Raw genomic sequence first — 20708 nt, 5'->3', positions numbered from 1 at the left:
TTTCTTGCCTTCGGCGAGGATATTTCCAGCCAGAAGAAACATAGGCCAATCCCATGATCTGGTTGGAGAAGCGACCACAGCCGAGCCGGTTTTTTGCTTATGTCACACCCCTGTTGGCAGTCTTTGCGACGTTCTTGTTCGGTGGGCTTTTGTTCGCGGCACTCGGCAAGGATCCGGTGCAGTCGATCGTGACGATTTTCTGGGAGCCGCTGTTTGGTGAGTTCGCGTTTTACTATCGCCCGCAACTGCTGATCAAAGGCGCGCCGCTGGTGTTGATCGCCATCGGTCTCAGCCTCGGATTCAAGGCCGGGGTCTGGAACATCGGTGCTGAAGGTCAATACATCATGGGCGCCCTCTTCGGGGCCGGTATGGGGCTGGCGTTTTACCCCGCAGAGAGCGTGCTGATCTTTCCCGCCATGGTTCTCGCAGGGGCTTTCGGCGGTTGGATCTGGGCAATGATCCCGGCCTTGCTGAAGGTCCGCTTCGGCACCAACGAGATCCTCGTTTCGCTGATGCTGGTCTACGTCGCCGAGCAGCTTCTCGCCTCCATGTCGTTGGGGCTGCTCAAGAATCCCGAGGGTTTCGGCTTTCCGGGCAGTCGCAATCTGCAGCAATATGACAGCGCCCATAACGCCGAAATCATTGCCGGGTCCGGTATGCACTGGGGTGTGGTTGCAGCACTGATCGCCGTGATTTTTGCCTATGTTCTGCTCACGCGCCATCGCCTTGGCTTTGCCGTTCGGGTGACTGGAGAGGCCCCGCGCGCAGCCCGGTTTGCCGGTGTGAACCCCGGCCGTCTTGTGCTGTTCTGCCTTGGCACCTCGGGCATGCTGGCAGGGCTGGCGGGACTATTCGAGGTCGCCGGCCCGGCGGGACAGGTCAGCATCGACTTCAACGTGGGCTACGGATTTACCGCCATTATTGTTGCCTTCCTCGGACGGTTGCACCCGGTCGGGATCGTGCTGGCAGGGCTGTTGATGGCGCTCACCTACATCGGCGGCGATATCGCGCAAAGCCAGTTGGGCCTGCCCGCCGCCGCCATTCAGGTGTTTCAGGGCATGTTGCTGTTCTTCCTGCTGGCACTCGATCTTTTCACCAACTACCGGCTGCGGTTTGGCCGGGCGGAGACTGTCTAGATGGATCTTTCTGTCATCAATCCGATCCTTCTGATTGCGGCACTAATGAGCGCGGCAACCCCAATCCTGCTCGCGGCCACCGGGGAACTGGTGGTTGAACGGGCAGGCGTGCTCAACCTCGGCGTCGAAGGCATGATGATCCTCGGGGCCATCTGCGGTTTTGCCATTGCCGTGGAGACAGGATCGCCTCTCACCGGCTTTCTCGCGGCTGCGGTGGGTGGCGCTATGCTCAGCCTGCTCTTTGCGCTTCTGACGCAAGTCGCGCTCGCCAATCAGGTGGCTTCTGGCCTCGCGCTCACCCTCTTTGGGCTGGGGCTTTCCGCTTTGTTGGGACAGGGTTATGTCGGCATCAAACCACCCCGGATGCCCGATATCAACTTCGGTTTCCTCTCGGATATTCCGGTTGTCGGGCCAATCCTCTTTTCCCATGATCCGGTGCTTTATTTCGGCTTGCTCCTTGTGGCTGCGGTCTGGGTCACGCTGAAATTCACCCGCGTGGGTCTCATCCTGCGCGCGGTGGGCGAAAACCACGATGCCGCTCACGCGCTCGGCTACAAAGTCGTGCGCATCCGCACGCTGGCGATCATGTTCGGGGGCGCCTGCGCGGGCATGGGCGGGGCTTACATCAGCCTGATCCGCGTGCCGCAATGGACCGAGGGCATGACGGCAGGTGTGGGGTGGATTGCGCTCGCCCTGGTTGTCTTTGCCAGTTGGAAGCCCTGGCGCGTGTTGCTGGGTGCCTATCTTTTTGGCGGGATCACGCAATTGCAACTCAATCTGCAGGGCGCGGGCGTTGCCATTCCCGTCGAATATCTGGCAATGTCGCCCTACATCATCACCATCGTCGTGCTGGTCATCCTCTCTGCGGATAAGAGCGCGGCGCCCGGTTCTCTGGGCCGGACATTCCACGCCTCTCACTAGGGGCCAATCAACGCCTCGACCAAGGGGCGGTTCAACATGGGGAAGACCTGAAATGAAACTCACAACCCTTCTGGCCAGTGCCGCGGTGGCGCTTGGTCTTGCTGGCGGCGCCTATGCCGACGGCCATGAAAAGACCAAGGTCGGCTTTGTCTTTGTCGGACCAATCGGCGACGGCGGCTGGACCTATGAACACAACAAGGGCCGGCTTGCGGTCGAAGAAGCGCTCGGGGATGCGGTCGAAACCGTCTATGTCGAGAACGTGGCCGAAGGCCCGGACAGCGAGCGCGTGATGACGCAGATGGCTTTGGACGGTGCCGATCTGATCTTCACCACCTCCTTCGGCTACATGGATCCCACGATCAACATCGCGGCGAAATTCCCGGATGTGAAATTCGAACATGCGACGGGCTACAAACGTGCGGACAACGTCTCGACCTACTCCGCGCGCTTCTACGAAGGCCGCGCCATTCAAGGCCACATCGCGGGCAAGATGACCAAGTCGAACATCATCGGCTACATCGCCTCCTACCCGATCCCGGAAGTGATCCGGGGGATCAACGCCGCCTATATCCACGCGGCCAAGGTCAATCCGGATGTCGAGTTCAAGATCATCTGGGCCTATACGTGGTTTGATCCGGCCAAAGAGGCGGATGCGGCCCGCGCGTTGATCGAACAAGGTGCCGACGTGGTCCTGCAGCACACCGATTCCACCGCGCCACAGGCCGCCGCTCAGGAAGCGGGCAATGTGGTGACCTTTGGGCAGGCTTCCGACATGGGGCAATACGCGCCCTTCCCACGCGTCTCCTCGATCATTGACGACTGGGCGCCCTACTACATCGCGCGCACCAAGGCGGTGATCGACGGTACATGGGAAAGCACCGACACATGGGATGGTATTGGCCCGGGCATGGTCGGCATTGGCGAGATTTCCGATGCGGTGCCTGCGGATGTAAAGGAAGAAGCGCTGGCGATGAAGGCTGCCATTGCGGATGGCTCCTACCACCCGTTCACCGGTCCTCTGAAAAAGCAGGACGGCAGCGACTGGCTGGCAGATGGCGAGGTGGCCGATGACGGCACGCTTGCGGGCATGAACTTCTACGTCGAAGGGCTGACCGGCGAAATTCCACAATAAGCTGAGCAAGCGTAGAAACGACAAGGGCCTCGGAGTGATCCGGGGCCTTTTTGCATCTGACGGCCTGCGAACAGCTTGAAGACGCAAAGTGGTCCAGAGCCGCTCTCTGCGAAGCTACGCGCCGGTCTCCGGATGATTGTTCCAATACCTGACGGAGCACGCCAATTCGGTTTCCAGCCAGGATTTGAACTTCCTGACACTCGGGTTCCGCTGGGAGCGCATACGGACGGCAAACCAATATGTTGCGCCGGTCAAAGACCTGACGTCGAACGGGGCAACGATCTGCCCGCGTTCAAGAGCGTCGCAGGCAAGCGTCTCCCAAGCCATGAACAGGCCCTGCCCCGTCATCGCCGCATCCAAGCACAAAGAGGCGTCCGCATATGTCGGCCCTAGGCTCAGATCGCGCCCCGTCAGCCCCATCTCTGCGAGCCAAGGCCGCCAGCCATAAAGCAACTCATTCTCCCGAATAATCGGCACGTTGAAGACATCTTCCGGGGTGGTGATGCGCGCTGCAATTTCCGGCGAGCAGACCGGGAAGACCCGTTGATCGAGCAGTTTCGTGGCCCCGGCACCCAAGGCGGGGTCTTCCCCGACACGGATGCCGATATCGACCTCGGAATGATCCAGATCGGCGACATCGACAGCGGGCAAGACCCGCAGGCTGATCTCCGGGTTCAGATCATTGAAGCTCTTTATGCGCCAAATAAGCCAACGGCTTGCAAAGATCGGTGCCACGGTGACGGTCAGCGTGTTCTGTCCAATCGACTGTACGTCGGACACAACCGAGGACAGCTCACCAATCGCGGCCGTCAGGCGCGGTGATATCTGCGCGCAGATCTCCGTTGGCTGCAGACCTGTCGAGGTGCGCGTGAACAAAACCTGTCCCAAGGCAGCCTCCGCCTTGGCGAGCCGCTGGCTCAAAGCACCCGGCGTGACACCCAACTCATCGGCAGCACCGCGCAACGTGCCGTTGCGCGCGATCACCTCAATCGTTCTGAGAGAGGAGAGCGGGATTGCATTGAGGTTTCGCATTTAGAAAAACTAAACGCGCCCTGTCTCAAAGTCGATTCAGAATTGACCTTTGAGACGCCATCTTGGTCCCATGACACATGCCCTCACCATCAGGCTCAAATACTTCTGGACAAAAGTCCTGCCGACCCCATCGCGCCTGTCCGACGAAACCCAATTTGAACGGGACCCCTTGTCGCATCCGGACATCGCACGCATGTCGGAGCGCGAACGCGCCGATTTGCCGTTTTGTCCCACACGCGTCAGACCGGAGTAGCGCGTCCCAGCGCTGTCTTTCAGTACGAGTATTCGGCGTAAATCCGGTTCAGATCGCCATCCCACGCACCGTTGTACTGCTCCAGCAGCTCATCGGCTGGCACCTTGCCGCTCTCGATGCTCTCGTGCAGCGCGTTCAGAAAATGGGTTTCGTCCGGGACCATACCCCCTGCACCCGCCCGCGCGCGCGCCTTGAGGCCGCTCATACTGATCGCCACCGCTTCGCGGGCGATGTCGTGCAGCGTGATGCCATGCACCTCGGCCTGCAGCCCGTCGACGGAGGCCGCCACCCGCATCAGGTCACGGGTGCCCATGTCCCAGTCTTTGACCAGGTCCCAGGCCGCATCGAGCGCGGTCTGGTCATACATCAGCCCGACCCAGAAAGCCGGCAGCGCGCAAAGCCTGCGCCATGGGCCACCATCCGCGCCCCGCATTTCGATAAACCGTTTCATCCGCGCCTCGGGAAAGGCGGTGGTCAAATGATCGGCCCAGTCGCTCAGTGTCGGGATTTCGCCCGGCAAAGCAGGCAATTCGCCCTTCAGGAAATCGCGGAAGGACTGCCCGAGCGCATCGACATACTGCCCGTTGCGATAGACAAAATACATCGGCACATCGAGCGCATAGTCTACCCAGCGTTCAAATCCGAAACCGTCTTCGAACACAAAGGGCAACATGCCCGTGCGCGCCGCATCAAGATTACGCCACGCGACGCTGCGCCAGGACTTGTGCCCGTTCAGGCGGCCTTCAAAAAACGGTGAGTTGGCAAAAAGTGCCGTGGCCACCGGCTGCAGGGCCAGCGCCACGCGCATCTTCTGCACCATGTCCGCCTCGGAGCCAAAGTCGAGATTGACCTGCACCGTGCAGGTCCGCCGCATCATCACGCGCCCCATGGTGCCCACGCGCGCCATATAGTCGTTCATCAGTTTGTAGCGGCCCTTGGGCATCAGATCCATATCGTCATGGGTCCAGTGCGGGGCTGCGCCCAAGCCAATAAAGCCCGCGCCGATGCGGTCCGCCACATCCTGCACCTCGCGCAGATGGGTATTCACCTCGTCGCAGGTCTCGTGGATCGTCTCCAGCGGCGCGCCGCTGAGTTCCAGCTGCCCGCCCGGTTCAAGACTGATGTTGGCGCCGTCCTTTTCCAACCCGATCAGCACCCCGCCCTCTTCCACCGGTGACCAGCCGTGCGCGTCCCGCAGTCCTTCCAGCATCACCCGGATCGACCTGTCGCCCTCATAGGGGAGCGGCTTCAGCGTGTCCTTGCAGTAGCCGAACTTCTCATGCTCGGTGCCAATGCGCCAATCCTCTTTCGGCTTGCACCCGTCCGAGAGATATTGCGCCAACTGATCATGAGAGGTGATCGGGCCGCCACCGGATTGAGGAATGGACATGAGGGAGGCTCCGTTCGTTCGGTAAATGCATTCAAGACATCAGGGATGGGATGATTTGATCAGGCTGTCAATGCAGAGTGATCTGTGCAGTTTCGCCGGGCCCGCGTTGCCAGATCACGATGGCGTGTTTCTCCGCACCCTGCAGCGCGTGTAGCATGCGCTCCGTCCGCAGGCCGGACAGGGTGGCAAAAGCGTCGAACAACGCCTCAGCACCCTCTGCGTTCACCGGGATCAGCAGGGCTGGCTGTCCCGGTTGCCGCAATCGCCAGTGTGCAGGAAAAACGGTCTTGTCCAGGGTCAGTTCGGTCATTTCGCGCAGCGCGATCACGCCGCCGGTCAGCGGGCCGTAGTAGGTGATCTGCCCCTCATCGACGCTGACCGATCCTGGCCCCTGCCCGCCACTGCGAAAACGCGCGCGCTGAACGCCGACCCAGATGAGCGCTGCCCCGGCGACCAACAAGGCAATCGCGGGCAGCACCAGCAGTTGCCCCGGCCCAACAAGCCACCACAGCCCTAGGAGCGCAACAGCGCCCCCCGCCAGCACTTCCCGCCAACGCCACAGCGCCGCCTTTGCCTCGGGTCGGAAAAACGTCATGGCATCTCGCCTGCAGTCATAGGCGTTTCCAGCAAGGCGATGCTGTAGTGCCCGATATGCCGAAATCCGATGCTCTCATAGGCATGGGCTGCAACGGGACTGGCGGCAAACAAAATGGCTTTTGTAATGCCTTCGTCCCGCAATTCCGCCAGATGCAACGCCACGATCCGGGCACCATGGCCTCGCCCGCGATGACACGTTGGAACATAAACGCCCCCAACCTGCACCATATCCGCCGTCCGCGCGTTCAGCGCCGACATTGCGCAGGGGACACCGTCTGCCTCCATCACACGTCCGTCCGGTTTGTCGACGAACCTCCGCGCAGCACTGATGCCATCGTTACCATCGAGGGTCCCCTTGCCGGTATCCCGGTGATAGCCGTCAAACCAGTCCGCGAGCCAATCGGCATCGTCAGCCGCGGCCCTGCGCAAGCGTATGTTTTGATGTGAAATTTCAGATAGATCCAACAACCGCAATGCGTATAGCGGCTCATCGTGCCGCAACCGAAAATCAGCATCACGCAACCCGAGGGCTGTAGCCAATGCACCGATCTGATCTGGCGCGCCCGTCATGCCGACGATCCGCTGTCCTCTCAATACTTCGTCACACGCCGACCAGAATGCCGCCCCTTGATCCGGCGCCAGACACATCAGAAAGCCACCGTTCGTGCGGCCCAAGACACCGGTGATGTCGCCATCGCGCGTGTGCACATAGAAGGTTGTTCCATTGGCTTGATCCGTATTGCCGACCCCATGCGCCGCAAGATTGCCACGCAAGAACATGGAGGTCGCCGAGTGAGGATGCAGAAACGCTTCCAGCGACGCCGCATCTTCCAGCCGTGCCTCACGGATCATGTCCAGTCTCCCAACGCATGTTGCCACAGGGTGATTGCCGCCACCGCCGCCGTGTCTGCGCGCAGAATACGCGGCCCCAAAGACACCGCATATGCGTGGTCAAGCGCGTGTAACTTCTCTCGCTCGACAGGGGAGAAGCCTCCCTCCGGCCCAATCAGGATCGCCCAAGGCCCTGGGGTGGCAGGTAGGGTGGGCTTTAAGGCCACCTGCGCCTCATCGCAGAACATGATCCGCCGGTCGGTGTCCCACCCCGTCAGCAGCCGGTCCATCCGGACCATCTCCGCCACCTCCGGCACGTAGGTGGCTCCACATTGCTCCGCTGCTTCCACGGCATGCGCCTGCAGGCGCGCCCGCTGGATGCGCCCGGCATTTGTGTACTGCGTCTGGACCGGAAGGATGCGTGCAGCCCCAAGCTCCACCGCCTTTTCCACGATGAAATCTGTCCGGGCTTTCTTGATCGGCGCAAAAAGCAGCCACAGATCCGGTGGCATTTGCAGGGGACGCGTCTGTGAGATCACCTGCAGAACGCCGCCGCGTTTGCCCGCCTCGGCCACCTCGGCCAGCCATTCACCGTTCTGCCCATCGAAGAGCAAAAGCTGCGCGCCCACGCCAAGCCGCATCACCCCAAAGAGGTAATGCGCCTGCTCCCGCGACACAGGGACCGATTGCCCCTGCCCCAGGGAGTGTTCTACAAAAAGCCTGATCTTGGCTGTCACCTGTCCGTCCATGGGGAGATACATATGCAAAGCCCACCCGCTGCGCCAGATGGCCAAGTGGCCGATGCGGTAAAAGGCAATTGGGTCGACACAATGGCGCCCGCGTGGTCGCGCCCCTACCTGCGGCTCAGCCGGGCGGATCGCCCCATAGGCACATGGCTGTTGCTCCTGCCCTGCTGGTGGGGGCTGGCACTGGCGATGATTCATGATCAGAGCGCAGGCCTCGAAGATCTCTGGATCGCTGTCGGCTGCGCCCTGGGGGCGTGGTTGATGCGCGGTGCGGGCTGCACGTGGAACGACATCACCGACCGGGATTTCGACAACAGCGTCGAACGCACCCGCTCGCGCCCCATTCCATCGGGGCAAGTCTCCGTCAAAGGCGCCGTGATCTGGATGTGCGCGCAATCGCTGCTGGCGTTCTGCATCCTGTTGACCTTCAACATGACAGCGATCGCCCTAGGCGTTCTGGCCCTACTGCCCGTCGCCATCTATCCTTTTGCAAAACGCTTTACCTGGTGGCCTCAGGTGTTCCTTGGGCTTGCGTTCAACTGGGGGGCACTGCTGGCCTGGGCCGCGCATAGCGGCACGGTGCATGCCCCGGCGGTTCTGCTCTATCTCGCCGGCATCGCCTGGACGCTGTTTTACGACACGATCTATGCCCACCAGGACACCGAGGATGACGCATTGATCGGCGTCAAATCCACCGCCCGCCTTTTCGGCGATAAAACCGCCACCTGGCTGCGACGCTTCCTGATGGCGACCGTGGGGCTGATGGGCCTCGCCGTGATTTTCAGCGCCCTGCCGGAAGCAAGTGTCCTGGCAATGGTACTTGTTCTTGCCGGCCCTTGGGCGATGGGATGGCACATGGCGTGGCAATTGCGGGGGTTGGACATCGAGGACAGCGCAAAACTGCTCCAACTCTTTCGCGCCAACCGGGATACCGGCATGATACCGCTGCTCTTTTTTGTGGCGGCTCTGCTGGCGTGATTGAATCCACCGGCAGGGCGGCGTATCACCTAGGCGACTCGTAACCGGACACCAGGGGACCATGGGCCTGTCATCTTACACCCTGACTGCATCTGCCTTTATCGCTGCGGCGACGGTTGCCCTCGTGGCCGCGAATTCCTCCGTACAGCTGGTCGAAGATGCCTCCGAAGTCGGTGTTCGAAGCGCGCTGGACGAGAACGCTTTGACATGGGCCGAAGTCGAGGCGGATGGGCTCCGGTTGGTGCTCGCAGGGACAGCTCCGAACGAAGCCCTTCGGTTTCGGGCTCTGAGCATAGCGGGTTCGGTCGTGGACGCGGCGCGGGTTATTGACCAGATGGAGGTGGTGGCGGTTGCCTCCATCGCACCCCCTCGGTTTTCCGCGGAAGTCCTGCGCAATACCGCCGGGTTGTCGATCATTGGCCTGATCCCTGAAACGACAGACCGCGAAGAGATGGTGACCGGGTTCAACGCGATGAGTGACCTGCCGGTGACCGATCTCTTGGAAACAGCGGATTACCCCGCGCCCAGCGGATGGGAGGACGCACTGGCCTTTGCCATAACGGCCATTGAAGATTTGCCTCGCGCGAAAGTGTCAGTCACCGCCGGACGGGTCGAGATCACCGCAATTGCCGACAGCGCCGAGGCAAAATCTGACATGGAAGCGCGCCTGACACGGGCAGCACCACCCGCCTTGCGTCTGTCTCTCAACATCACCGCGCCACGCCCGGTGATCACGCCGTTCACCCTGCGTTTTGTCATGGATGACGCGGGCGCGCGTTTCGACGCCTGCTCCGCCGACACGGAAGCCACCCAGCAACGCATTGTGGCTGCCGCATTTGCCGCAGGGCTCAGCGGGCCGGGACAGTGCACTATCGGGATGGGCGTGCCCTCTCCTAGATGGGCAGAGGCCGCCGAAACCGCGATTGCAGCGTTGGCAGAATTGGGCGCGGGCAGCGTTACCTTTTCCAACGCCGATGTAACCCTGGTGGCCGCCGAAGGCACGGACCAGCGGCTCTTCGACCGGGTCACGGGCGAGTTGGAGAACGCCCTACCCGAGGTTTTTGCGCTTTATCCGGTGCTGCCGGAAACACCAGATCCGTCTTTCGGCCCGACCGAATTCGTTGCCACTCTAAGCCCGGAGGGGCAGGTTCAGCTGCGCGGGCGGCTGTCCGACGAGAACATGCGCCAGGTTGCCGACAGCTTCGCACGGGCGAAGTTCGGGTCTGAAAACGTCTATACCGCCGCCCGTGTGGTGTCGGATCTCCCCCCCGACTGGTCCGCGCGTGTCCTGACCGGCATTCAGGCTCTGGCCTACCTCAACAATGGCGCTGTGACCGTGACGCCGGATACCATCAGGCTGACCGGCAACTCCGGCAATCAGAATGTCCGTGCAACCGTCTCCCGTTTCATGGCCAGCAAACTGGGACAGGAAGCCACGTTCGACATCAGCGTCCTCTATGTTGAAGCGCTGGATCCCATCGCCGCTCTACCAACCCCGGAGGAATGCGAGGCGGACATTGCGGAAATCGTGTCGGCAGCAAAAATCAACTTTGAGCCGGGCAGCGCGACGATCGACCCCAGCGCGCTCGAAACCATGGACAATATCGCGGCGGTCTTGAAGGAGTGCGGCGATATCCGTCTTGAGGTGCAGGGGCACACGGACAGTCAGGGCCGTGAGGAAATGAACCTGTCGCTCAGCCAGGCGCGGGCAGAATCAGTACTCAACGAGTTACGCGCCCGCCGTGTTCTGACAGGCTCCTTCGTGGCCAAAGGCTATGGGGAAGCGCAACCCATCGCCGAAAACGACAGCGATGCGGGCCGTGAAGCCAACCGGCGCATCGAATTTCATCTCATTCGACCCACGCCATCTCAACCAGAACGAGAAACAACACTGGAAAGCATCGCAGAATCCGGTGATACAGAGCCATCAGCAGATGGTCCGGAGGTTGAAGGAGGCGGGGATGAGTAGGACGGAATTTGTCGTGGCAACGGCCATCATTCTCTTTGTGGCCTTTTGTCTGGGCTGGTTTGCCAATTGGATCGTACATCGGTTTACCCGCGTCGCTGCGGATGACGTGGCGCAGCTTGACCGTATGAGCCAAGAGCTTCACGAAGCGGAAGAAACCCGCGATCAGGCAATCACATACCTGCAGCAGCGCGAGGCGGAACTGACCAACCAGCTGGCGCAGACCGAAGCGGAACTGCGTGCCGCCATGGACGGGCTTCGCGATGCCCGGCACGAAGCGGAAGAGCTTCGCGCACGGGTCAATCACCAGCCCATCGGGTAAACTCAGGCCACCGTCAGATGGGCGCATTTGGCCAAATGGCCAACCCTCTGGGAGGTGCTGCCCAGAACCATACCAGTGAGGTTGCCAAGCCCCCGGCGCCCGGTCACGATCAGATCGCAGCCGACCTCGTCAGCATGATCAATCAGCGACTGCGCAGGCTCGCCATCGCCAACATGGGCCACTGGGTTTTTACAGCCCGCGCTTTCGGCAATACCCCGCGCCTTGGTCAGGACTTTTTGCGCCGCTTCGGCCACTTCTTCAGCGGAAGGCATTGTCGTGGCAACATGATAGCCTGCGACAGCCCCCATCGCGAAAGCAACCGTTTCCGGCTTCGGGGTGTGTGAAATATGGAGCTCTGATCCGTACTTCCCAGCCAGGTCGCAAGCTAGCCGCAGCGCATTTTCCGACGGTTCAGATCCGTCGAAACCTACTGTGATTTTGTTGAACATCGCTCCTGTCTCCTCTTTGTCAGGTTCGACAGGAGACTAGGGCCTGTGATTACACCCCGCTTTGATGCACGTCAATTGGCTCACCAGCGGTTGAGCGCGTCTTCATCTTCCTCTTTTGCGGGCACCCAATCGGTGCCAGCCGCCGTCACCTCGCATTTCCAGAAGGGCGCGCGCGATTTCAGATAGTCCATCAGGAATTCCGCGGCTTCAAAGGCATCCTTGCGGTGCCGCGCAGCGGTGGCAACCATCATGATCATCTCCCCGGGTTTCAAAGCGCCGTAGCGATGAATGACCAGCACATCGCCGAGGGACCAGCGGGTTTGCGCCTCCTGCGCGATCTCGGTCAGCGACCGTTCCGTCATGCCGGGATAGTGCTCGATCTCCATGACCTGCAAGGGGGCCTCGTCGCTGTCGCGCACCACGCCGGTAAAGGTGACCACCGCCCCGATATCCGTGTGACCGGCCGCAAAGCGCGCGCTCTCCGCACCCAGATCGAACGGCGCCTCCTGTACCAGAATGCGCATCGCGCTCAGCCCCCCGTCATCGGTGGGAAGAACGCCACCTCGCGGGCCCCGGCCAGCGGCGCATCGAAATCGCGCAACTCCTGATCAATCGCCACCCGCAAGGCGGACCGGTCCGCAAAGGCCGCCGCATAACGCTCTTCGCGCGCCACCAACTCATCGACCAGTTCAGAGACCGTCTCGGCAGTGCTGTCCACCTCTTCGCGCGGCAGACCGATGCGCTCGCGCACCCAGGCAAAATACAATACATTCATCACAGTTCATCCTTCAGATAGGGGGCCGATTTCCTGAAGTAATCAAAGCCCGATATCAACGTCATGGCCGCCGCGATCCACAGCATCCACAGACCAACCCGCCCGGACCACACCATGGCGTGGTAATACCCGCGCAGCCCGTTCACATCCTCTACCTCGCCCCGCATCACCTGCTCGATCAGCGCAGGGTCCATGCCAAAGCTGCTCATCACCAGATGGTGCTCGAAAATGCCCCGCGAAAACAGCACTGCAATCGCGACCATCTGGGCGGTGGTCTTCCACTTGGCCAAAGGCGTAACCTTCAACACCCCCGCCGTATCGCCCAGAAACTCGCGCAGACCCGAGACAAAAACCTCCCGAAACAGGATGACCGTCGCCGGCAGCACCAGCCACGGCGTCCAGTACACGTCGGAAAACCCCACGATCACCATCAGCGCAATCACCACCATCGCCTTGTCGGCAATCGGGTCGAGCATCGCGCCCAGCTTGGTCTCCTGCTTCCAAGCCCGCGCCAGATAACCATCGAACCAATCGGTGACCGCCGCCGAGATAAACAGCACCAGTGCAAACCAATCCGCGTAAGGTCTCGTGAAGTACAAAAACATCACCGCCACCATGGGCGCGGCCACCAGCCTGACAATGGTCAGTATATTCGGCAGGGTCAAAATCATGCCGCCACCCTACAACGCGCAAAATCTAGGCGAAAGCGGCAACCGCAGCACTGCTCCATATGGCACGCCCCAATCGCCGCAAGCACCCAACCCAAGCATGGTGTCGCGCGCAAGCGCGGCCTTCGGATCACCCGCGCTCGTGGAAAAAGTCATAGATTTTTTCAGCGAGCGCGCCCGACACCCCCTCAACGGCCTTCAGGTCACTGAGATTCGCCCGCGCCACCGCCTTGGCCGACCCGAAATGCGCCAGCAGCGCCCGCTTCCGAGCCGCCCCCACACCCGGCACGTCGTCCAAAGGCGTGGCCCCCACCGATTTCGCCCGTTTGGCCCGATGCGTCCCGATGGCAAAGCGGTGCGCCTCATCCCGCATCCGCTGGATGAAATAGAGCACCGGATCATTGTGCCGCAGCGCAAAGGGCTGCTTGCCGGTGCGGTAAAACTCTTCCTTGCCCGCGTCCCGGTCGATCCCCTTGGCCACGCCCACCATGGGGATATCCCCCACACCGTAACCTTCCATGATCTCGCGCACGGCACTGACCTGCCCGGCCCCGCCATCGATCAGCAACAGATCCGGCCACTGCCCGTCGCGGCGCTCCGGGTCTTCCTTGATCAGCCGCTTGAACCGCCGCGTCAGCACCTCTTTCATCATCCCGAAATCATCCCCGGGCGTCAGCGCCTCGCCACGAATATTGAACTTGCGGTACTGGTTCTTTATGAACCCCTCAGGCCCCGCCACGATCATCGCGCCCACCGCAAAGGCACCCTGGATGTGGCTGTTGTCATAAACCTCGATCCGCTCCGGCGGCGCCTCAAGCGCAAAGGCCTCCGCCACCCCCTTCATCAACCGCGCCTGCGTGGCCGTCTCCGCCATCTTGCGGGCCAGGCTCTCGCGCGCATTCCTGAGCGCGGACTCGATCAGCTCCGCCTTCTCTCCCCGCTGCGGCACCATCAACTCAACCTTGCGCCTCAACTTCCCGGTCAGCGCCTCGGCCATCAGGTCCGGGTTCTCGATCTCATTGCTCAGGATCAGCTGCCGAGGCGGCTCTCGCGTGTCGTAAAACTGCCCGATGAAGGCCTCCAGCACCTCCGACGCATCCACATCCGGCCCGACGCGCGGATAGTAATCCTTGTTGCCCCAGTTCTGGTTGGCGCGGATGAAAAACACCTGAACACAAGCCTGCCCCCCATCCATGTGCAGCGCGATGATATCCGCCTCCGCCACGCTCTGCGGGTTAATCCCCTGCGCCGTCTGCACCTGCGTCAGCGCCTTGATCCGGTCGCGCAGGGCAGCGGCCCGCTCGAACGCCATCGCCTCCGACGCCGCGCTCATCTCGGCCGCCAGTCGTGCCTGAATATCCGTTGTCTTGCCAGTCAGGAACTTCTCCGCATCGCGCACCGTCTGGCCATAGTCCTCGGCGCTGATCTTGCCCACACAAGGCGCGCTGCACCGCTTAATCTGAAATTGCAGACAGGGCCGCGTCCGGCTCTCGAACATGGCGTTGGAGCAGTCGCGCAACAAGAACACCCGCTGCAACTGGTTCAGCGTCCGGTTCACCGCGCCCGCGCTGGCAAAGGGCCCGTAATACGCCCCCTTTTCCTTCTTCGCGCCCCGATGTTTCTTGATCTGCGGAAAATCATGATCCGCCGTCACCAGGATGTTCGGAAAGCTCTTGTCGTCGCGCAGCAGCACGTTGAACTTGGGCTTGAGCTGCTTGATCAGGTTCTGCTCCAGCAGCAGCGCCTCAGTCTCGGTGCGCGTTGTCAGGAACATCATCGACGCGGTCATCGAGATCATCCGCGCGATCCGCGCAGAGTGTCCCGAAGGGCGTGCATAATTGCTCACCCGCGCGCGCAAATTACGCGCCTTGCCAACGTAAAGCACACGGCTTTCAGCATCGAGCATGCGGTACACCCCCGGCGAGCTATCCAGTGTCTTCAGGTAACTCTGGATTACCTCGTAACCGGTCGCCACATCCTTAGGCTGCGTCTCATGCTGGTCTGACATATCCATAGGCCTGATTCTTAGCCTTGGCTGCACTGTAGGTGAAGGGACTGCAAGGGATAAGCTGTCCACGGATCATGTGGATAACTCTGCCGATAACTTCCAGGCATTCGGATTTTTCCTTTGCAATTGGGGCATTTCAGCGATTTGCCTAAAAAGTAGGCAATTACTCAAGTCTTTGTTTTCAAATAATATTTTCTTATGCACAGTGCAAGTTTTTGAAAACAAAGGCATTTTGGTAACGAATTTGTAACACTCATTAAGCCCGTGCAAAACTTTCATTCGGCAGTGCTTATTCCACACCCAGCACATCCGGTGTCTGCCACGCCAGATGCTGTCCACCATCTACGCAGAGCAACTGACCGGTGACGGCAGGAGCATCCAGAAAATAGCCGAGCGCCGCAGTCATATCCTGTGTGTTCGAGCCCCTTTCCAGCGTGGTCGCTGCACGCTGTTTGGCAAAGTGTTCTGTCGATTGGCGCCCCCCCCGCAGCGTCGGGCCCGGCCCGATGGCGTTGACCCGGATCGCCGGAGCAAGGGCCTGGGCCGCGGTTTGTGTCAGCGCCCAGAGACCCATTTTGGCGAGCGTGTAGGTCATGAACTCCGGGGTCAGCTTGCGAACCCGCTGATCAATCATGTTCACGATAAGGCCTGCCGCCTGTGGCTCCCCTGCGTCATCGATCACCGGCGCGAGCCCCTGCCCCGCCACGCGCTGCATCAACAGAAAAGGCGCGCGCAGATTGCTCTGCATGTGGCGATCCCAGTTCTCCCGCGTGGCGGTTGCCAGCGTATCATATTCAAAGATCGAGGCATTATTCACCAGGCAGGTTACAGGTCCGCCAAATGCCTTCACAGCCGCGTCAAAGAGCGCCCCGGTCTCCGCATCCTTCAACAGATCGGCCTGCAGTGCCACGGCCCGGCCCCCTGCTGCCTCGATACCGGATACCGTCTCCTGCGCGCCCTGATGGGAAGAGGCGTAGTGCACCGCCACATCAAACCCCCGCCCTGAAAGATAAAGCGCGATTGCGCGTCCGATCCGGTGCCCCGCACCGGTTACCAATGCTGTCGCCATGCCCACTCCCTCCTAGCTGAGCACGATCACCAGATAGGACACGTAAAGCCCACTCAGGATCACGCCCCAGAACCGCGTGATGTTCCAGCTTAGATAGACGAAAGGCAGCAAAAGGACAGAGGCCCCCAGCATGACCCAGAGATCGAAGGCCAGGAACCCGGGATCAACAGGGATCGGGCCCACGAAACTGGCGATCCCGATGATGGCCAGCAGGTTGAACATGTTCGACCCGATGACATTGCCCAGGGCGACATCTGCCTGCCGACGCAAAGCCGCCATCACCGTCGTGGCCAGTTCCGGCAACGAGGTACCGATCGCCACCAGTGTCAGTCCTATCACGGTATCTGAAACGCCGTATTGCTTGGCAATGATGGTCGCATTGTCCACGAGAAGATCGGCGCCCAGAGGCAGGCCGATCAATCCCAGCACCAGAAAGACGACGATACGCCACCAAGGCATGTCCGGATCAGCACCCTCCGGCTCGTCTTCCGGCGCGCCCTTGCAGGCCTGACGGTGCAGGTGCGCGTCCCGGAATGCATCCCCGAGCATCAGGGCGAGCCCCAAGAGCAATACCGTGCCCGCGATCCAGTCGAACACCCCGCGAAACGCCAGCGCAATGAACAGCAGGCTTGCCGCGATCATGATGTTGTAGGTCTTGCGTGTGTTGCACTCGGATGTGTGCATGGTCGCCAACAGCGCGGGCACGCCCAGCACCAGCAGGATGTTTGCCGTGTTTGAGCCCACCACATTGCCCAGGGCCAGCCCCGGCGCGTTATCCCGGATGGCCTGCACGGAGATCAGCAGTTCGGGCGCGGATGTTCCAAAAGCGACGATTGTCAGGCTGACAATCAGCGCAGGCACACCTAGGCGCAGCGATACATTGACCGCACCCTTGACCAGCGCGTCCCCGGCCAGCAGCAGCAGCACAAGGCCGAAGCCGCACAGGAGCCATGGCATGATCATGCAGTCCCACCTTTGCCGCAGGAACAGGGACCACGCCCAATCTGATACCGCCCGCAGCGGCGGCATTTGGCATTTTCAAGGCGTTTACCCCCCAGCCAGTGCATCTTGCCGAACATCGCAAGGACGCCCATGACGACCAGGAAAAGGGTGACGATCTTGAAAATCATAAAATCTATAGTCCGAACTGCGCAAAGGCGCTGCGCTCTTCGATGCCGTGCAGCGCGTCACCCATGATCTGCGCGCCAAAGCGGGCGAGGAAAGGTTTGCGCACGCCGTAGCGGCGGAATTTTACTTTCTCACCGAACCGCTCTTGCATCATCGGTTTCAGATGTCCGATCCCGTCGATCAGTCCCAACTCAACCGCCTTGCGGGCCAGCCAGATCTCACCGGTGAAAAGGTCACGGTCTTCCGGCATTTTGCCTTTACGGCGCGCAGTGACGTGATCCTTGAAATTGACGTGGATGTCTTCCAGCAACTCTTTCAACCGGGCAACATCCTCGGGGTTTTCCGGACGGAACGGGTCGAGCATGGATTTCGACTTACCCGCCGTGTAAACGCGCCGCTCGATCCCCTGTTTCACCAGAAACTCATGGGCGCCGAAAGAGGCGGAAATCACCCCGATGGAGCCCACAACAGAGCTGTCATCGGCATAGATTTCATCCGCTGCGGCAGCCAGCCAATAGCCCCCGGATGCCGCGACGTCCTCGACAAAGGCGATCACCGGCACGTCCTTCTCCTCGGCCAGCCGCCTGATACGGCTGCCGATGAGCGAGGATTGCACGGGGCTGCCACCGGGCGAGTTCACCTCCAGCACCACCGCTTCCGGTTTGCCGCGTGAGAATGCTTTTTCGATTACAGGGCCAAGGCTTGCGTCATTCAGGGTGCCGCGCCCGGAGGCGCTGATCATGCCCGACAAACGAATGATCGCGACCGTGGGGTCCGATTTTACAAAGGGTATCCAGCGTTTCATGTGACCCCATGTAGAATGGCGACCCCCTGCAAACAAGGAGGGGAGGACGGAGAGTTTTATCCTGCGCCTTTATTGTCGGATACGCCACCCGGTTTTGAAAATCCAACCGATGACCAGCAGGCAGGCGGCGGTGAACCCCGCAATCGCCATTAGGGACAGGGCAATCGGCACATCCGCACTGCCGAAAAACGCCCAGCGGAACCCGGAAATCAGGTAAACGACGGGGTTGAAATAGGAAATCGTCTGCCAGACCGGGGGCAGCATCGAGATCGAATAAAAGGCACCGCCAAGGAAAACCAGCGGTGTGACGACAAGCAGGGGCACCAGTTGCAACTGCTCGAAGTTCCCTGCCCAGATGCCGATGATGAAGCCCAGAAGCGCAAAGCTCAGACAGGTCAGCAACAGGAAGGCCACCATGGCCAGCGGGTGCGCGATGGTCACATCCACAAAGAAAAACGCGGTGATCAGGATGATGATGCCGATGAACAACGCCTTGGTCGCCGCCGCCCCCACATAGCCTGCGACGATTTCCAGAAAATTCACCGGGGCGGACAGCAATTCGTAGATCGTGCCGATGAACTTCGGGAAATAGATGCCGAAAGACGCATTGGAAATCGCCTGCGTGATCACTGAGAGCATGATCAGCCCTGGCACGATGAAAGCGCCATAGCTAACCCCCTCGATCTCCTGAATCCGGCTGCCGATGGCCGCGCCAAACACCACGAAGTAGAGGGACGTGGAGAGCACCGGAGAGATGAGGCTCTGCGCCAGCGTCCTGAAAAAGCGCGCCATTTCAAAGAGGTAAATTGCCCGGATAGCTGTCCAGTTCATGATGTGGCCTCCTCTTCTTCATGCACGAGGCCGACGAATATGTCCTCCAGGCTGCTCTGCCGCGTGACCACGTCGCGCAGCACCAACCCCGCTTCGGATACATCGCGCAGCAGTTTGGTGATGCCGGTCCGATCCGCGCGCGTGTCGTAGCTGTAGGTCAGCGTGCGGCCGCCCTCGCAGAGCGTCAGATCATATTTTGCCAGTGCTTCAGGCACATCCTCCAGCGGCGCGGAGAGCTGCACATCGAGCTGTTTCTGCCCCATGCGCGCCATCAGATCCGCCTTGTCTTCGACCAACAGCAACTCGCCCTTGGCGATCACCCCCACCCGGTCGGCAATCGCCTCGGCCTCTTCGATGTAGTGGGTCGTCAGCACGATGGTCACGCCATCTGCCTTCAACCCCTCGACGATCTCCCACATGTCCTTGCGCAGCTCCACATCCACACCCGCCGTGGGTTCATCGAGGAACAGCAGGCGCGGCTCGTGGCTGAGCGCCTTGGCGATCAGCACCCGGCGTTTCATGCCGCCGGACAGTTCGCGGATCTGGTTGTTGCGTTTGTCCCAGAGCGACAGCTGCCGCAGGATCTTCTCAATCGCGGCCTCATCCGGCGATTTGCCAAAAAGCCCGCGCGAAAAGCGCACGGTGTTGATCACACGCTCGAAGGGCTCCAGATTGATCTCCTGCGGCACCAGGCCGATCATCGACCGGGCCGCCCTGAAATCCCGGATGATGTCGTGCCCCCCTACGGCGACCGTCCCGGAGGTCGCGGTGGTGATCCCACAGACCGTCGAAATCAGCGTCGTCTTGCCCGCCCCGTTCGGCCCCAAAAGCGCGATGATCTCCCCCGGCTCGATCCGCAGGCTGACGCCTTTCAGCGCCTCGAACCCGTCACCGTAGGATTTGCGCAGGTCTGCGATGTCGAGAATGGGCTGCATACCGGTCTTTTCCTTTGCCAATTCACTGAAACTAGGGCGCGCGCGCGCGAAACAACAGTGTCGAATGACGCGAATTCCGGCGGAGATCTGTGCAAAAAACCGCAATCCACTGTGCGCAGAACCGTAAACCCGCGCGTGGTCAGTTTTTGCCAGTAATGCGTTTAAGCCAGCTTTTCTTTTCCTCTTCCGGCGTATCCGCCGCCGGTGCAGGCCCTTCCAGAACGGTCTGCAGATTGGTGAAAAACTGATCCGCCATCTTCTTGGCAAACCCGTCGATGATGCGGCTGCCCAACTGTGCCAGCTTACCGCCGACCTTGGCCTCAACATCGTAGGACAGCTCCGTGCCGCCATCCTTGGCAGTCATGCGCACCTCCGCGCCCCCTTTGGCAAAACCCGCCGCACCGCCCTTCCCTTCACCGCTGATGGTCAGGGATTCGTCAGGCACCATGTCCGACAGTGTCACCGCCCCTTTGAATGTCGCTTTTACCGGCCCGACCTTTTGCACCACGGTGGCCTCGAACCCCTCTTCGGGAGAACCGGTCACATCCTGTGCGCCGGGCACGCAGGCCTCCAGCACCTCGGGACTGAGCAAGGCCGCATAGACCTCTGCGGGGCTTGCGGCAATCTGGCGGGTGTCTGACATCTGCATCGGCGGGCTCCTTCTGGCTCGGGTTTCACGAACCTAACGCAGCCCGCGCCGATGCGCCAATCTGAATTGGGTCATGTCGCTTCCGGG

At 60.9% G+C, this 20708-nt stretch carries 24 protein-coding genes; 7 read left to right on the top strand and 17 right to left on the bottom strand.

Annotation, left to right across the window (positions count from 1 at the left end; genetic code table 11):
- Positions 1-53 precede the first annotated feature (53 nt).
- From Q1A52_RS18025 to Q1A52_RS18015, 3 genes are read left to right on the top strand one after another with little or no spacing between them, the layout of a single operon-like run.
- The gene (locus Q1A52_RS18025; protein WP_300018530.1) at positions 54-1136 is read left to right on the top strand and encodes an ABC transporter permease; all 1083 of its coding nucleotides are present in this window, start codon (positions 54-56) and stop codon (positions 1134-1136) included.
- Complete coding sequence (locus tag Q1A52_RS18020; RefSeq protein ID WP_300018527.1) at positions 1137-2057, top strand: ABC transporter permease; 921 nt, start codon at positions 1137-1139, stop codon at positions 2055-2057.
- Positions 2058-2109: 52 nt separating this feature from the next.
- Positions 2110-3189: a BMP family ABC transporter substrate-binding protein gene (locus Q1A52_RS18015; protein ID WP_299861501.1), complete on the top strand. Its 1080-nt coding sequence runs from the start codon at positions 2110-2112 to the stop codon at positions 3187-3189.
- 114 nt (positions 3190-3303) lie between these two features.
- Here the strand turns inward: Q1A52_RS18015 and Q1A52_RS18010 are convergent, their stop codons facing one another.
- Positions 3304-4221, bottom strand: a complete 918-nt coding sequence (locus tag Q1A52_RS18010) for a LysR substrate-binding domain-containing protein (RefSeq protein ID WP_300018524.1) — start codon at positions 4219-4221, stop codon at positions 3304-3306.
- Positions 4222-4291: 70 nt separating this feature from the next.
- Here Q1A52_RS18010 and Q1A52_RS18005 point away from each other — a divergent pair, with 70 nt between their 5' ends.
- Entirely contained in the window at positions 4292-4474 is a 183-nt protein-coding gene (locus Q1A52_RS18005) for a hypothetical protein (protein ID WP_300018521.1), read from the top strand.
- A 19-nt stretch (positions 4475-4493) separates the two neighbouring features.
- Here Q1A52_RS18005 and Q1A52_RS18000 read toward each other — a convergent pair whose 3' ends face one another.
- The 4 genes from Q1A52_RS18000 to Q1A52_RS17985 all read right to left on the bottom strand — a co-directional run bounded on the left by Q1A52_RS18000 (position 4494) and on the right by Q1A52_RS17985 (position 8029).
- Positions 4494-5864: a glutamate--cysteine ligase gene (locus tag Q1A52_RS18000; protein ID WP_300018518.1), complete on the bottom strand. Its 1371-nt coding sequence runs from the start codon at positions 5862-5864 to the stop codon at positions 4494-4496.
- A 67-nt stretch (positions 5865-5931) separates the two neighbouring features.
- Positions 5932-6459 carry a hypothetical protein gene (locus Q1A52_RS17995; protein WP_300018514.1) on the bottom strand — a complete coding sequence of 176 codons (528 nt, stop codon included), beginning with the start codon at positions 6457-6459 and terminating at the stop codon, positions 5932-5934.
- On the bottom strand, positions 6456-7313 hold the full coding sequence (locus tag Q1A52_RS17990; RefSeq protein WP_300018511.1) for a GNAT family N-acetyltransferase: 858 nt from the start codon (positions 7311-7313) through the stop codon (positions 6456-6458). The genes Q1A52_RS17995 and Q1A52_RS17990 overlap by 4 nt, the downstream gene beginning before the upstream one ends.
- On the bottom strand, positions 7310-8029 hold the full coding sequence (locus Q1A52_RS17985; RefSeq protein ID WP_300018614.1) for a 16S rRNA (uracil(1498)-N(3))-methyltransferase: 720 nt from the start codon (positions 8027-8029) through the stop codon (positions 7310-7312). The genes Q1A52_RS17990 and Q1A52_RS17985 overlap by 4 nt, the downstream gene beginning before the upstream one ends.
- A 24-nt stretch (positions 8030-8053) precedes the next feature.
- Here Q1A52_RS17985 and ubiA point away from each other — a divergent pair, with 24 nt between their 5' ends.
- From ubiA to Q1A52_RS17970, 3 genes are all read left to right on the top strand, one after another.
- Positions 8054-9016, top strand: a complete 963-nt coding sequence (ubiA, locus tag Q1A52_RS17980) for a 4-hydroxybenzoate octaprenyltransferase (protein ID WP_300018508.1) — start codon at positions 8054-8056, stop codon at positions 9014-9016.
- Positions 9017-9077: 61 nt separating this feature from the next.
- On the top strand, positions 9078-10985 hold the full coding sequence (locus Q1A52_RS17975) for an OmpA family protein (RefSeq protein WP_300018505.1): 1908 nt from the start codon (positions 9078-9080) through the stop codon (positions 10983-10985).
- Positions 10978-11304, top strand: coding sequence for a hypothetical protein (locus Q1A52_RS17970; RefSeq protein WP_299778468.1), 327 nt, complete (start codon positions 10978-10980; stop codon positions 11302-11304). The genes Q1A52_RS17975 and Q1A52_RS17970 overlap by 8 nt, the downstream gene beginning before the upstream one ends.
- Before the next feature lie 2 nt (positions 11305-11306).
- Here Q1A52_RS17970 and Q1A52_RS17965 read toward each other — a convergent pair whose 3' ends face one another.
- From Q1A52_RS17965 to Q1A52_RS17910, 12 genes are all read right to left on the bottom strand, one after another.
- Positions 11307-11753 carry a universal stress protein gene (locus tag Q1A52_RS17965; protein ID WP_300018502.1) on the bottom strand — a complete coding sequence of 149 codons (447 nt, stop codon included), beginning with the start codon at positions 11751-11753 and terminating at the stop codon, positions 11307-11309.
- 80 nt (positions 11754-11833) lie between these two features.
- Positions 11834-12277: a molybdenum cofactor biosynthesis protein MoaE gene (locus tag Q1A52_RS17960; RefSeq protein ID WP_300018499.1), complete on the bottom strand. Its 444-nt coding sequence runs from the start codon at positions 12275-12277 to the stop codon at positions 11834-11836.
- A gap of 5 nt (positions 12278-12282) precedes the next feature.
- A complete protein-coding gene (gene moaD / locus Q1A52_RS17955; protein ID WP_300018496.1) occupies positions 12283-12528 on the bottom strand; it encodes a molybdopterin converting factor subunit 1 in 246 nt (81 codons plus the stop codon).
- Positions 12528-13199 (bottom strand): CDP-diacylglycerol--glycerol-3-phosphate 3-phosphatidyltransferase, encoded by a 672-nt coding sequence (gene pgsA, locus Q1A52_RS17950; RefSeq protein WP_300018493.1) that lies wholly within the window; start codon positions 13197-13199, stop codon positions 12528-12530. Before pgsA ends, moaD begins: the two co-directional genes overlap by 1 nt.
- A gap of 127 nt (positions 13200-13326) precedes the next feature.
- Entirely contained in the window at positions 13327-15204 is a 1878-nt protein-coding gene (gene uvrC, locus Q1A52_RS17945) for an excinuclease ABC subunit UvrC (protein WP_300018611.1), read from the bottom strand.
- Between the two features lie 289 nt (positions 15205-15493).
- A complete protein-coding gene (locus tag Q1A52_RS17940) occupies positions 15494-16273 on the bottom strand; it encodes an SDR family oxidoreductase (RefSeq protein ID WP_300018490.1) in 780 nt (259 codons plus the stop codon).
- 12 nt (positions 16274-16285) lie between these two features.
- Complete coding sequence (locus Q1A52_RS17935; RefSeq protein ID WP_300018608.1) at positions 16286-17233, bottom strand: calcium/sodium antiporter; 948 nt, start codon at positions 17231-17233, stop codon at positions 16286-16288.
- Positions 17233-17403: a hypothetical protein gene (locus Q1A52_RS17930; RefSeq protein WP_300018487.1), complete on the bottom strand. Its 171-nt coding sequence runs from the start codon at positions 17401-17403 to the stop codon at positions 17233-17235. Before Q1A52_RS17930 ends, Q1A52_RS17935 begins: the two co-directional genes overlap by 1 nt.
- A 5-nt stretch (positions 17404-17408) precedes the next feature.
- Positions 17409-18206, bottom strand: a complete 798-nt coding sequence (locus Q1A52_RS17925) for a S49 family peptidase (protein ID WP_300018484.1) — start codon at positions 18204-18206, stop codon at positions 17409-17411.
- Positions 18207-18275: 69 nt separating this feature from the next.
- Entirely contained in the window at positions 18276-19037 is a 762-nt protein-coding gene (locus tag Q1A52_RS17920) for an ABC transporter permease (protein WP_195819890.1), read from the bottom strand.
- Entirely contained in the window at positions 19034-19972 is a 939-nt protein-coding gene (locus Q1A52_RS17915; RefSeq protein WP_300018482.1) for an ABC transporter ATP-binding protein, read from the bottom strand. Before Q1A52_RS17915 ends, Q1A52_RS17920 begins: the two co-directional genes overlap by 4 nt.
- Before the next feature lie 139 nt (positions 19973-20111).
- Positions 20112-20621, bottom strand: a complete 510-nt coding sequence (locus tag Q1A52_RS17910) for a CoxG family protein (RefSeq protein WP_300018479.1) — start codon at positions 20619-20621, stop codon at positions 20112-20114.
- Positions 20622-20708 lie beyond the last annotated feature (87 nt).

It is taken from the genome of uncultured Roseobacter sp., assembly GCF_947488185.1.
Classification (GTDB): domain Bacteria; phylum Pseudomonadota; class Alphaproteobacteria; order Rhodobacterales; family Rhodobacteraceae; genus Roseobacter.
This window is presented reverse-complemented; position numbering and strand designations above follow the sequence as displayed.

Excerpts from the sequence above, each read along its gene's own strand:
- Q1A52_RS18025 (WP_300018530.1), top strand. The coding sequence starts at position 54 with ATGATCTGGTTGGAGAAGCGACCACAGCCGAGCCGGTTTTTTGCTTAT.
- Q1A52_RS18020 (WP_300018527.1), top strand. The coding sequence starts at position 1,137 with ATGGATCTTTCTGTCATCAATCCGATCCTTCTGATTGCGGCACTAATG.
- Q1A52_RS18015 (WP_299861501.1), top strand. The coding sequence starts at position 2,110 with ATGAAACTCACAACCCTTCTGGCCAGTGCCGCGGTGGCGCTTGGTCTT.
- Q1A52_RS18010 (WP_300018524.1), bottom strand. The coding sequence starts at position 4,221 with ATGCGAAACCTCAATGCAATCCCGCTCTCCTCTCTCAGAACGATTGAG.
- Q1A52_RS18005 (WP_300018521.1), top strand. The coding sequence starts at position 4,292 with ATGACACATGCCCTCACCATCAGGCTCAAATACTTCTGGACAAAAGTC.
- Q1A52_RS18000 (WP_300018518.1), bottom strand. The coding sequence starts at position 5,864 with ATGTCCATTCCTCAATCCGGTGGCGGCCCGATCACCTCTCATGATCAG.
- Q1A52_RS17995 (WP_300018514.1), bottom strand. The coding sequence starts at position 6,459 with ATGACGTTTTTCCGACCCGAGGCAAAGGCGGCGCTGTGGCGTTGGCGG.
- Q1A52_RS17990 (WP_300018511.1), bottom strand. The coding sequence starts at position 7,313 with ATGATCCGTGAGGCACGGCTGGAAGATGCGGCGTCGCTGGAAGCGTTT.
- ubiA (WP_300018508.1), top strand. The coding sequence starts at position 8,054 with ATGCAAAGCCCACCCGCTGCGCCAGATGGCCAAGTGGCCGATGCGGTA.
- Q1A52_RS17975 (WP_300018505.1), top strand. The coding sequence starts at position 9,078 with ATGGGCCTGTCATCTTACACCCTGACTGCATCTGCCTTTATCGCTGCG.
- Q1A52_RS17970 (WP_299778468.1), top strand. The coding sequence starts at position 10,978 with ATGAGTAGGACGGAATTTGTCGTGGCAACGGCCATCATTCTCTTTGTG.
- Q1A52_RS17965 (WP_300018502.1), bottom strand. The coding sequence starts at position 11,753 with ATGTTCAACAAAATCACAGTAGGTTTCGACGGATCTGAACCGTCGGAA.
- Q1A52_RS17960 (WP_300018499.1), bottom strand. The coding sequence starts at position 12,277 with ATGCGCATTCTGGTACAGGAGGCGCCGTTCGATCTGGGTGCGGAGAGC.
- moaD (WP_300018496.1), bottom strand. The coding sequence starts at position 12,528 with ATGAATGTATTGTATTTTGCCTGGGTGCGCGAGCGCATCGGTCTGCCG.
- pgsA (WP_300018493.1), bottom strand. The coding sequence starts at position 13,199 with ATGATTTTGACCCTGCCGAATATACTGACCATTGTCAGGCTGGTGGCC.
- uvrC (WP_300018611.1), bottom strand. The coding sequence starts at position 15,204 with ATGTCAGACCAGCATGAGACGCAGCCTAAGGATGTGGCGACCGGTTAC.
- Q1A52_RS17940 (WP_300018490.1), bottom strand. The coding sequence starts at position 16,273 with ATGGCGACAGCATTGGTAACCGGTGCGGGGCACCGGATCGGACGCGCA.
- Q1A52_RS17930 (WP_300018487.1), bottom strand. The coding sequence starts at position 17,403 with ATGATTTTCAAGATCGTCACCCTTTTCCTGGTCGTCATGGGCGTCCTT.
- Q1A52_RS17925 (WP_300018484.1), bottom strand. The coding sequence starts at position 18,206 with ATGAAACGCTGGATACCCTTTGTAAAATCGGACCCCACGGTCGCGATC.
- Q1A52_RS17920 (WP_195819890.1), bottom strand. The coding sequence starts at position 19,037 with ATGAACTGGACAGCTATCCGGGCAATTTACCTCTTTGAAATGGCGCGC.
- Q1A52_RS17915 (WP_300018482.1), bottom strand. The coding sequence starts at position 19,972 with ATGCAGCCCATTCTCGACATCGCAGACCTGCGCAAATCCTACGGTGAC.
- Q1A52_RS17910 (WP_300018479.1), bottom strand. The coding sequence starts at position 20,621 with ATGCAGATGTCAGACACCCGCCAGATTGCCGCAAGCCCCGCAGAGGTC.